This is a genomic window from Oceanobacillus sp. FSL W7-1304, from assembly GCF_037969805.1.
Taxonomy (GTDB): domain Bacteria; phylum Bacillota; class Bacilli; order Bacillales; family Amphibacillaceae; genus Oceanobacillus; species Oceanobacillus profundus.
On record NZ_CP150211.1, the window covers coordinates 1,317,566 to 1,329,757 of the forward strand.

Sequence of the window (12,192 nt, forward strand, 5' to 3'; positions counted from 1 at the left end):
GGAGCGCCGTGTGCTGTAGCTGAACGTGGCTGTTTAGGCAGCTACGTTATCCACAGCTTTCACTTTTTATAGTGTCCTGACATTAAAACATAAAAAATCCACCCCATACTTTCAATCAACGGGGAGGATTTTTTATGTTTTTTAATTAATAGAGTAAATTAATAAAATCTTCTTTGGAAATTCTGCCGAGGTAGTGCGATACATTGAAATCTTCTAATGCAGCTTCAATCGCTCTTCGTTCATGACGAATACCTTTTAGCTTATCTTCAAGCTCTGTCACACTTCCGACTCCAAAGAAATCACCATAAATCTTACAATTTTCAATGATTCCTTTTTTAACATCTAACCGGACATCTACAAGACCTGCATCAAACTTATACGTTTCCTGAACATTAAATGCCGGAGACTTCCCATAGTTCCATTCCCATTGCTGATAACGGTTTTTAGAGATTTCGTGAATCTTCTCCCAATCTTCTTCTGTCAATACATACTGTGGGACATCTTTTATATCCTCTACATCAAAAACATTTTTCAAGATGATTTCTTTGAATTGACCCATCGTAATCGGCTCGTCAAGATACTCTGCAACATTCGCGACTCGACTTCGAATAGATTTAATTCCTTTTGATTCAATTTTTATCTTTTTAACTTTCAATGCTTTTGTGAGTTCTTCCAGCTCAGAGTCCAGCATTAAGGTCCCATGACTGAACATACGTCCCTTTGTCGAAAACATCGCATTACCGGAAATTTTACGACCCTCTACTGCTAAATCGTTCCGCCCTTGCATTTCTGCTGGAACACCTAGTTTATTCAGCGCATCAACCATTGGTTTTGTAAATTTAGCAAAATTTTGAAAGCTGTTGCCATCATCCTTTGTTATAAAGCTGAAATTAAGATTTTGTTCATCGTGGTAAACAGCTCCACCACCTGAAAGACGACGTACAACTTTAATTTCTTTATCATCGACGTAGTCCGTATTGATTTCTTCAATCGTATTTTGATTTCTTCCAATAATAATAGACGGTTTATTCACATAGAATAATAGGTATGTATCCTTTTCACCAAAATTCTCAAGGACATATTCTTCAATAGCCAAGTTAACCATTGGATCTGTAATTCCTTTATTATCAATAAATTTCATTTATCGTTACCTCCTTCATTACCTCTACCATTAATTTTAAGCCAAAGGACCCAAGTAATCAATGGATATTGCTTATCACAATTAGCCTTTCCAGATTGTTCCTTCTTCCGCTAACCGTACATTTCCCTTATAATGGTTTTTCGCTTCTATCACTAATTGGTGAATATCGCCATATTGCGGTAAGTGACTAAGCATTAAGGTGTCTACTCCTGCAGCCTTCGCAATTTTTGCACCCTCCTCACTATTCATATGCCCTGCTTTTGTCCCGTCTTGTCCAGCATAATAATTACAATCAACAATCAATAGATCCGCGCCTTGTGCAAAATCCTTCCATTCTGATTTATAGCTTGTGTCTGCTGTATAGACAATAACATTTTCACCGTCAGTTATTCGCATACCGTAACATGTAACTGGGTGAACCGTTTCAAAAAACTGAATCGTAAAGGGTCCAAGTTTCAGTTCTTCTTTTGGATTGTACGGCATACCTTTTGTATAGTCATGTGTTAAAGCTTGAAAGCTAGCTTGATCTGCTGTATGCCCATAAATCGGTAAGCGTTTATTTACACCTTTAACGTAGTATTCAATTAACTTTGCATACTGAAGCACACCAACATCAGCAATATGATCATGATGATAATGCGAAATGATAACCGCGTCGAGATCGGCAACTGCTTTGTATTTTTGTAATTTCGACAGTGCCCCACTCCCAACATCGATCAACAGTGAAAAACCCTCTTTTTCAAGTAAATAAGATGAGGTTGCACCATCCCTTGCTGGGTACCCACCCCAGCAACCAATAACCGTTAATTTCATAAAAAAACACTCCTGTTATAAAATTTGTTGTAACACAGCATTGACAAATAACATATTGTTATATTACAATGAATCTAACATCAAATACGTTAACATTAAAGGAGGATACACATGACTAGTATTGTTGAGTTTTTCAGAAACCTGCCTAAAAAGAAGTGCAAGCAATGCGGTGAAGATATGATTCACGAGAAAGCTGACTGCTATGGTAATATCTGTGATGAGTGTGATCACCCAGCAAGATAACTGCAATACGTCAATAATTTTGTTAATGTGTATAACCTAAATAAATCAGTTTAAATCATCTGTACTACAACAATATTCTTTTTCTTACAGCTATTATTATAGCTGTATTTTTTTTGTAAGCACAGAAAATACTCAAAATATTTTAGAAGGTTCTATTAATAGCTATCAATTTATATTATAATTTATTTAGAGATACGAAACATTTAGTAAAGGAGATTAATAATGGCAATTCATACAATAACTAAAAATCGTTCGGACATACCGGAAGAACAGAAATGGGATTTAAAAGACTTATTCCCTTCTCATACCGCTTGGAATGAGGAGCTTGCGAAATTACAAAAAGACGTTACAGAAATTACAGCCTATAAAGGCAAGTTAGGCTCTGATTCCAATACGTTATTACAAGCTTTGCAGGCATTGGAAGCATTCCAGCAAAAACTTACGCGTGTTTCGGTTTATGCAATGCTTCGTTCAAGTGCAGATGGATCAGATCCCGATAACCAGCGAGACTCCGCGAAAGTAGCAGCTGCAACTGCTTCTATTCAAGCAAAACTAGCTTTTTTTCAATCCGAATTATTGACGCTTTCGGATGCTACGATTAATCAATTTCTTAGGGAACAGTCTGAACTGACAACCTATAAAAAAATGCTAGATGATTTAATGGAAGCAAAGCCTTATACCCTTGCTCCAGAGATAGAAGAGACACTAGCTGCACTAAGCGAAGTACATAATGCGCCATATATGATTTATCAGCGCAGCAAAGCTGCTGATATGCAATTCGACCCGATTAAGAATGAGGATAATGTCGAGTTACCTATGTCTGCGGCTCTTTATGAAGATCGTTATGAATTTACAGCTGATACGAATACGCGTCGAGCAGCATACAAGTCTTTTACGAAAACATTAGATCAATATAAGAATACGTTTGCTGCCACCTATGCAACAGAAGTGACAAAACAGGTTACGATGGCTAAACTTCGTGGCTACAAGTCTGTAACGGATATGCTGTTAGCACCACAGCAAGTAACTGAAGAAATGTATCATAACCAATTAGATGTAATTCAACAGGAACTGGCACCACATATGCGCCGGTTTGCTAAATTAAAAAAAGAAAAGCTCAAGCTTGATGAAATGCAGTACTGCGATCTAAAAGCGCCGCTTGACCCAGAGTTTAACCCAAAAACAACCTATGAAGATGCAGCGGCAACGATTATTGAAGCATTGCAGGTAATGGGACCTGAATACACAGCGATTATGAAAGAGGGAATTTCTAATCGCTGGATTGATCGATCCGATAATGCCGGTAAAGCAAATGGAGCATTTTGTTCCAGTCCATATGGTGTTCATCCATATATCTTAATTACATGGACAGATACAATGCGAGGCGCTTTCGTATTAGCACATGAGCTTGGTCATGCAGGTCATTTTTATCTCGCTGGAAAGAATCAATCCCTTGTCAATACACGTCCATCTACTTATTTCATTGAAGCACCATCCACTTTAAATGAGCTGCTATTAGCAGAACATCTGATGAAAAACAATGACGATAAGCGGATGAAACGTTGGGTGATTACCCAATTGCTAGGAACATATTATCATAACTTTGTTACACATCTGCTAGAGGGAGAATATCAACGCCGTGTTTATACGTTAGCTGAGCAAGGTGTTCCGCTTACAGCAAATGTACTTTGCAAGGAGAAGAAAGAAACACTCGAAGCCTTCTGGGGAAATGAGGTTGTATTTGATGAAGGTGCTGGCTTAACTTGGATGCGCCAACCACATTATTATATGGGGCTTTATCCATACACCTATTCAGCTGGGTTAACTGTTTCCACGGCAGTAGCAGAAAAAATTAAAACGGAAGGTAAACCTGCTATTGACAGTTGGTTAGATGTATTAAGAGCCGGTGGAACAAAAAAGCCACTCGAACTAATTAAACAAGCTGGTGTTGATATGTCAAATTCTGATGCTATTCGCGTTGCCGTTAACTATGTAGGATCACTCGTTGATGAATTGGAGAAAACCTACGAATGATGTTTGCGACCTGCTGGAAGCAAAATAAGAGTTAAACAATGAAATAATGCTACCTTAACGATTAAGGATGGGGCTGGGACATAACAAAAGTGTTTAATGTTAAAAACGAACGATGCAAAAGCTTAGCGTAGGAAATATACGTAGACTCCAGCGGGAGGTAAGGCATAGGTGAGACACCGTAGTGCAATAGCACAAGAGGCTCACCATCCGCCTTTGGATGCGCGAATTATATTTCCGGATCGAGTTATTTGCACCAATCATGTTCGGTTTTTATTTCATAAAAATACTTTTGTCTCAGTCTCATCCCTTTTATAATTTAGAAGGTAAAAATCCAGCCATTAATAAAGGATGATAATAAATGAAATATGAGTGGAGAAAAAAAGAAAAGGATTTATATATACCGAAACAACAACCCGAATTAGTCACCGTTCCAGAACAGCATTATTTTATGATTCAGGGAAATGGGAATCCGAATGACGAGGAATTTTCCAATAGAATAAATGTCCTTTATTCGTTAGCATATGCTGTGCGGATGATGCCAAAACAAGGACATACTCCTGAAGGATATTTTGAGTATACGGTCTATCCATTAGAAGGAATATGGGATTTGACGGAGAAAGGCAGACAACTAGATACCCTGGATAAGGATGAATTGCTATACACCATTATGATTAAACAACCTACATTTGTAACTGAAGAAGTAGTGGAGAGAGCATTTGAATATGTACGAAAGAAGAAAGCACATCCTTTGCTAGATGACGTGACTTTCGATTCAATGGAAGAGGGTTTGTCTGTACAAATGCTTCACGTCGGACCATATGATGATGAACCTAAAACGTTTCAGAAGATGGATGAATTTATAGCTAGCAATCAGCTTGAGAGAATGTCTTTAACACATAAAGAAATTTACCTATCCGATTTTCGAAAAGTTGAAGCATCCAAGCTTAAAACCGTTCTTCGTTACAAGGTAAAACGGAAAATAGAATCGTTTGAGTAGATGATCCAACTAATTGCAGACCATCTACTTTTTTGTGTTTCCCCGGATTAAATTGCTCGATTCTCACCTGTAATGTCGAATAACAGCCAAATTCTCTTATATATCAGCTAATTTAGTGTGAACATCAGCATTTTTCACCCAAATATCAGCCTTTTCACAGTAATTATCAGCTTTTCCCAAGAGGTGCATTTTCCTAAGCAAATAAATAAGCTCCAGATCAACAATCGTCTAGAGCTTACATACCATTATTTATTTAAAAATCCGAGCACCTCTTCAGCACTCTTGCGTCCATGTCCAATGCAATCTGGGATTCCGACGCCATCATAAGAGCTTCCTGTTAAAAATAAACCAGGCAATTCACTTGCTGCATTTGCACGGATATCTGCCACAAGCTCTATATGTCCGACATGATATTGTGGCCTTGCATGTTTAAAGCGTGTAATAATGCTGAATTCGGGCCTTGCTTTTATTTTCATCGTTTTATTCAAATCACGTAAAACGATGTCTGTAATTTCTTCATCTGATAAATTGACAATATCTTGATCATCGGGTTTTCCAACATAGCATCGGAATAAAGCTTTCCCTTCCGGAGTTGTATTTGGCCATTTGCGATGGGTCCACGTACAAGCCGTGATTCGATATTTTTCACTCCGACTAACAAGAAAACCAGTACCATCGATATCTTTTTTTATTTGTGACTGATCGAACGCAAGAACAACATTTGCAGTTGATGTTGCTGGAATATCATATAAGTTTTTAAGGAAATCATATTGTGAAAGCATCTTTGGAACTTTATTATGTGGCGCAGTCATAATAATCGCATCTGCTCGATACACTTCTCCATTGCTTAATAACAAATGGTAGCCATGTTCCTTCTTCTCTATATGATCAACAGCAGTATGCGTACGTACCGTTCCATCAGTTAATTTTCCTTCAAGTCGATCGATTAATGTCTCGAGTCCATTTTCAAAAGAAAAAAACATTCCTTGCGATTTTTTCTCTTTTGCTTTTTTTGCTGGCTTTGGCATTGTTTTTTGTAAACCTTTGATTAAGCTGCCATGTTCCTGCTCCAATCGATGAAACATCGGATATGTCGCTTGTAAGCTCATTTGATCAATATCACCAGAATGAATTCCTGAAAGCAGCGGATCAATCTGATAATCAACAAGCTCGTCTCCAAAGCGACGACGCATTAATGCACCAACCGATTGATCACCTGTTTCCTTGCTTTTTGGTAGTACCATATCCCAAAGCGCTCTTAGCTTGCCTTTACGTGAAAACACATTGGATGCGAGCAAAGGCTTTATTTCTTTTGGCACTCCCATAAAAGCACCTTTAGACATTTTATGTAATTTATTTTTCACTAAAATATAGGATTGTCCTGTACCATTGTAAACAATCTCGTCTTCCAGACCTAGTTCTTGTACAAGATTCATTGCTTCTGGTTTTCTTGCTAACAAAGAATCTGGACCGCGTTCGATCGTAAAACCATCCCTTTTAATTGTATGAATTCGACCTCCAAGACGTTCAGTGGCTTCAACCAATTTTACATCAACAGCTAATTGGTTTTCACGAATTTGCTTTTGCAAATAGTAAGCGGCGGATAAACCAGTTATACCGCCACCTACAATCACAATCTTCTTACGTTCCATCACACTTCACTCTTTACTTTGCTTAATACTACTTTTACTAGTGAATCAATGAAGTCAGGATGAACATTCGGCATGTCTGGACGATAATAGGATACACCTAATTCATCACACACTACTTTACATTCATAATCATTGTCGTATAATACTTCCAAATGATCTGCGATAAACCCAACTGGCGCATAGACAAAAGCTTGGTAGCCTTCCTGATTATATAGATTTCGTGTAAGATCCTGAACATCAGGTCCTAACCAAGGATCTGGCGTATTTCCTTCACTTTGCCAGCCTACTGCATAATTTTTAATCCCAGCACCTTCAACAATTAAATCCGCTGTTTCTTGCAACTGCTCAGGGTATGGATCACCATTTTGTAAAATCTTCTCTGGCAAGCTATGTGCAGATACGATGAGCACCGCTTTTTCACGTTCTGTCTCCGTCATTTCATTGTAAATCTTTTTAACTCCATCCACCCAGAACTGGATAAATCCAGGCTCTTTATACCAGCTTTCAACAGCTTCAATGGAAATACCATGCTTTTCTGCTTCATTCGCTGCACGATCATTATAAGATTTCACGCTAAACGTTGAATAGTGTGGAGCCAGTACAATAGAAACAGCCTCCTTGATCCCATCCTTTGCCATCTCTTGTACTGCGTCTTCTATAAAAGGTGAAATATGCTTTAATCCAATATACGCTTTAAACTCATATTCATTTTGCGATTCATTTAATCCCTTTTCAATTGCATATGCTTGTTCTTCGGTAATCTTTGCTAATGGAGAAGTTCCGCCAATTGCCTTGTAGCGATCTTTCAGATCCTGAAGCGCTTCAGGATCTGGCTTTCTTCCATGGCGAATATGTGTGTAATACGGTTCAATTTCTTCTTCTTTCGTTGGTGTACCATATGCCATTACTAATAATCCCATTTTTTTCTTTTCCATTTTTATTGCACCTCTTTGTGAAAATTTAAAGTGTGAGTTCAAAAGGAGGATGAAAAGGTCCGAGGACGGCTAAGCTCGCAACGTCCTGTGCGTCGAAGTTCGAGACGGTGTGGCTTTGAGCAGATGCACTTGCACGCAGGAAAAGTAATTTTCTTTTCCAAGGAGTAGCGCAAAAGCAGCCAACGAGCTTCACGCCTGATGTGGTGACTTCGACTCTCGACACAGGACGTGTCGGTACTTAGTCGAAGGTCTACTGCTCTCGATGCGTCATTTTCACCGGACTTTTTGAACAACCTCTTGTATCTATTTATGTGTATAAGAATGAATAAGCGCTGTTAACTTTTTCAATGTTTCTGGTTTTATATCAGGTGTAACACCGTGTCCAAGATTAAACACGTGCTTTCCATGCTGCATTCCTTCGTCTAGAATTGCCTTCGTTCGTCTCTCAATTGTTTCCCAGTCCGTCAGCAAAATGGTTGGATCCAAGTTTCCTTGCACAACCTTCGTTACACCCATTTTACGTGCTTCGGCAATGGATGTGCGCCAATCAAGACCAATAACGTCAACAGGAAGATCATTCCACTCTAACAATAAGTGACGCGCACCAACACCAAAAGTAATCAATGGTACGTTATGCTTTTTTAGCTCTGAAAATATTCTTGTCATTACTGGCTTAATAAATACACGATAATCCGCAGCATTTAATGAACCTACCCATGAATCAAAAATTTGAACTGCTTTTACTCCAGCTTTTACTTGTGCATCCACATACGTAATAATCATATCTGCGAGCTTTTCCATTAAAGCAAACCAAGCTTCTGGCTCACGGTACATCAAGCTTTTTGTTTTGCTGTAATTTTTTGATGGGCCACCTTCTATCATATAGCTTGCAAGTGTAAACGGTGCACCACTGAACCCAATCAGAGGTACATCAAGCTGTTCCTCTGTTAAGATACGAATGGTATCAAGCACGTATGGAATATCTGCTTCTGGATTTAATTCACCAAGCTTCTCAATGTCAGCCAGATTCCTGATTGGATTGTCAATAACTGGTCCAATCCCAGCCTTAATTTCAACATCGACACCAATTGCTGGCAGCGGGGTCATAATATCCTTGTATAAGATCGCGGCATCAACCCCATAATTTTCAACAGGAAGCCTTGTTACATAAGCACATAATTCCGGCTGATGTGTAATTTCAAATAACGAATATTTCTCTTTCAGCTCCCGATACTCTGGTTGGGAACGTCCTGCCTGTCTCATAAACCAAGCTGGTGTATAATCCGTATCTTCCCCTTTGTAAGCTTTTAAAATCGTATCATTGATTCGTTTTGACATAAATTTTCACCCTTTTAACATACTGTGCGTTTCCTCTATACTATCTCCATACCTAACTATAGCGATTACATGCCCTACTGTATAGTAACGGTGGCTGATTGTCATCAATTTGTCTAATTTATTTACCAATTCATTTTCACAACTTCCGATCTGCCACCTTCCAATTTAGTTAAGGGGTCGTACGCTACAACATAATACGTATTTCCGCGAAATAGTGCATGATTAATGGTATATGCTGTTTCTCCTTGCACTTCATCAATGCGTTTATCAATGCCAGGCTTCTCTTGATAGATTCTATAATGCACACGCTCATCATCTGACCCTTCCCAGCTTAACTTTCCCTGTACCAATGAAAAGCCACCAAATTGATATTCTGCACGAAGGTTTGTAATTTGCGGGAGCTTGATTGGCTTAGGTAATTCACTCACAGCATCTGGTTTTGTAAATTCCGCTGTGAGTGCACCACCAGTTTGCTGATCAACCTCAGTCAATATCGATTTCGTTAATCTCGTTGGATAAGAACTTCCACCAGTTAAGTAATGATCCTTATCTGACTTATCATACCCAATCCATGTAGCAGTTACATATTCTGGTGTATATCCAACAAACCAAGCATCCTTGACTTGTCCCTCAACATGGGGATGTTGGGTTGTACCTGTTTTTCCAGCTAATGCTTTTGTATAGTCACCAGCAGCTGCTGTCCCATTATTAACGGTCTCCGTTAGCATCTCCGTCATATGCCATGCTACTTGCGGACTAAAAACCGGTGTAGATACAGCTTCCTCTTCGTATAGTATTTCATTATTTCGATCAAAAATGCGATTAATCGTTGTTGATTCCACGACATTTCCTTCTGCAGAAAATGAACGATAACCGGTGGCAAGTTGTAGCGGTGTAACTCCTTCAGCTAACCCACCAAGCGCAATCGCTAATCCTTCATCCTCAATCGGCATTCCTAATTGTTCTAGATAATCTTTCGCATAGTCAATGCCAATTTGGTCAAGCAGCCATACGGTCGATGTGTTTTTGGAACTCATTAATGCTTCATAAATTGTAACTGCATTTGCGTACGTTCCATCCACATTCGACACCATATATTTATCTGTTTGTTGATCCGGTAAAAGTGTAAAAGGTGTATATTTTTCCTCCTGCATGAGTGCTGGCCCATATACTGCAACCGGTTTGAAGGTTGAGCCCGGCTGGCGCTTTACTACTGCACGATTTAAATCACCAACCTGATAATTTCTACCACCAATAGCAGAAACAACATTTCCAGTCTTACCTTCCATCATCACAAAGGCGCCTTCCACTCCATCCGTGTTTCCCGGAAAAAATGCATCGTTTTGAAACTCATCATAGGCAATTTTTTGAATCGTACTATCCATATTAACGATAATTCGATATCCACCACGCTTTAACGCTTCAACTGAAAGCTGATGCTCACTTGCCGCTTCTTTCATCACAAGGTCAATATAGCTGTCAGTCCAAGACTTGGCCTCTTTTTCCTGTATTTCCAGGCCTAATGTTTTTTCTTGTTCTGCAAGCCTTGTTTCAGCAGTAATGTATCCAGCATTTTCCATCGCCTGTAAAACAACATTTCTTCTATTAAGTGCTTTGTCTGGATGGTTAATCGGTGAATATCCATTCGGGGCTTTAGCAAGCCCAGCAAGCGTCGCACTTTCTGCAATTGTCAAATCACCAACCGACTTCGAGAAGAAATACTGTGAAGCTACTTCTACTCCATATAAACCATGACCAAAATAAATTTCATTCATATATAACTCTAGGATTTGATCCTTCGTTAATTCTTTTTCTAAATAAACAGCTGCCATTGCTTCCTTTATTTTTCGTGTCCATGTTTTATCATTATATAAAAATAAATTCTTCGCTAGCTGCTGTGTAATCGTACTTGCTCCCTCAACCTTACTCATTGCAATAATGTCTTTGTAGGTTGCACGAATAATTGATTTGATATCTATTCCAGAATGGTCATAAAAACGTCTATCTTCAATTGCAACATAAGCTTGCTGCAGGTGCTCTGGCGTTTGATCAATAGGGGTATAAATTCGATTTTCATTGTATAACGTTCCAATTACTTCCCCATCCTGTGTTTCAATGATAGTCGTTTCATCTAATACCATACCAGCCTGATCAACGATTAGCTTTCCACCAAATAAAGCAGCACCATATCCAAGAAGTCCCATGACGATCATACAAACGATCATAAATAAAATCACTTTAAATCTACGCCGAATTGTTAAACGTCGCTTCTCTTTTTTTACCTTTTTTCGCATATGTTCACCTCTACACAATTACATTATTTATTATACGACATTTTTCTCCGAATCTAAAGAATATACTCCCTATTATTTAATAATAATTTTAATATAGGATTTGTGTAATCGTTGTCAATAGAGGGTAATATGGTTAATATGATATTATAAAAGATAAAGGGGGTTATTATATGAAGGCGTATATGACCAATGGAACAGTTGAGTTCCTATTGAAACTACGTAAAAAAAATCCAGAAATCAACCTTCATCTTATGCATAGTAGTGAGGGCGGGATTGCTTACTATGAGAATCATGAAAAGAAACTATTCCAATCGGGAAGAGAATATGAAATTTTAATGCAAACCGGAGACATTCTGGAAGAAGGATTTGTGGTAATGAACAACATACCTGTTTCCGATGAAAGTAAACCCGGTTTTGAATATCGATTCAAGAACCGGACTAATTCGGTTGAAGGAATGCCCGGATTCCAAGCCTTTCGCTTACTGAGGCCGACTAAAAGCAATACGTATGTTGTATTCACACAATGGGAATCTGCCAAGGACTTCGAAAACTGGAAGGAATCGGAGCAATTTAAAGAAGCTCATAAAAACCAAAGTTCTAAAAAGCCAGCAAATTTTCTCGAACGGCCGTTTCTAACGATTTGCAATATGTATACAGAGGAAGAGGACTAGAATCAAACACTTGAAATAATGCTCGAAAATTATCCCTCGGGCATTTTTTCAAGGTAATTCATTACCATAAGCAG

At 38.6% G+C, this 12,192-nt stretch carries 10 protein-coding genes; 4 read left to right on the top strand and 6 right to left on the bottom strand.

The window, feature by feature from the left end:
- Nucleotides 1-145 precede the first annotated feature (145 nt).
- Nucleotides 146-1,141, bottom strand: coding sequence for a lipoate--protein ligase (locus NYE61_RS06595; protein ID WP_095309594.1), 996 nt, complete (start codon nucleotides 1,139-1,141; stop codon nucleotides 146-148).
- A gap of 81 nt (nucleotides 1,142-1,222) precedes the next feature.
- Nucleotides 1,223-1,954, bottom strand: coding sequence for an MBL fold metallo-hydrolase (locus tag NYE61_RS06600; protein ID WP_251660506.1), 732 nt, complete (start codon nucleotides 1,952-1,954; stop codon nucleotides 1,223-1,225).
- 111 nt (nucleotides 1,955-2,065) lie between these two features.
- Between NYE61_RS06600 and yhfH the strand changes: the two genes are divergently transcribed.
- The 3 genes from yhfH (at nucleotide 2,066) to NYE61_RS06615 (ending at nucleotide 5,228) form a co-directional block, all read left to right on the top strand.
- Nucleotides 2,066-2,197: a protein YhfH gene (gene yhfH / locus NYE61_RS06605; protein ID WP_095309598.1), complete on the top strand. Its 132-nt coding sequence runs from the start codon at nucleotides 2,066-2,068 to the stop codon at nucleotides 2,195-2,197.
- A 222-nt stretch (nucleotides 2,198-2,419) separates the two neighbouring features.
- Nucleotides 2,420-4,231, top strand: coding sequence for an oligoendopeptidase F (gene pepF / locus NYE61_RS06610; protein WP_303448017.1), 1,812 nt, complete (start codon nucleotides 2,420-2,422; stop codon nucleotides 4,229-4,231).
- A gap of 358 nt (nucleotides 4,232-4,589) precedes the next feature.
- Entirely contained in the window at nucleotides 4,590-5,228 is a 639-nt protein-coding gene (locus NYE61_RS06615) for a GyrI-like domain-containing protein (protein ID WP_118888726.1), read from the top strand.
- Nucleotides 5,229-5,473: 245 nt separating this feature from the next.
- On the opposite strand, the gene hemY is transcribed toward NYE61_RS06615, so the two are convergent.
- From hemY to NYE61_RS06635, 4 genes are all read right to left on the bottom strand, one after another.
- Nucleotides 5,474-6,880, bottom strand: coding sequence for a protoporphyrinogen oxidase (gene hemY / locus NYE61_RS06620; protein WP_303448018.1), 1,407 nt, complete (start codon nucleotides 6,878-6,880; stop codon nucleotides 5,474-5,476).
- Nucleotides 6,880-7,815 (bottom strand): ferrochelatase, encoded by a 936-nt coding sequence (gene hemH, locus NYE61_RS06625; protein ID WP_303448019.1) that lies wholly within the window; start codon nucleotides 7,813-7,815, stop codon nucleotides 6,880-6,882. Before hemH ends, hemY begins: the two co-directional genes overlap by 1 nt.
- Before the next feature lie 303 nt (nucleotides 7,816-8,118).
- Nucleotides 8,119-9,153, bottom strand: coding sequence for a uroporphyrinogen decarboxylase (gene hemE / locus NYE61_RS06630; protein ID WP_118888723.1), 1,035 nt, complete (start codon nucleotides 9,151-9,153; stop codon nucleotides 8,119-8,121).
- A 122-nt stretch (nucleotides 9,154-9,275) separates the two neighbouring features.
- Entirely contained in the window at nucleotides 9,276-11,447 is a 2,172-nt protein-coding gene (locus tag NYE61_RS06635; protein ID WP_303448020.1) for a transglycosylase domain-containing protein, read from the bottom strand.
- Between the two features lie 170 nt (nucleotides 11,448-11,617).
- Between NYE61_RS06635 and NYE61_RS06640 the strand changes: the two genes are divergently transcribed.
- Nucleotides 11,618-12,118 carry an antibiotic biosynthesis monooxygenase gene (locus NYE61_RS06640; RefSeq protein ID WP_303448021.1) on the top strand — a complete coding sequence of 167 codons (501 nt, stop codon included), beginning with the start codon at nucleotides 11,618-11,620 and terminating at the stop codon, nucleotides 12,116-12,118.
- Nucleotides 12,119-12,192 lie beyond the last annotated feature (74 nt).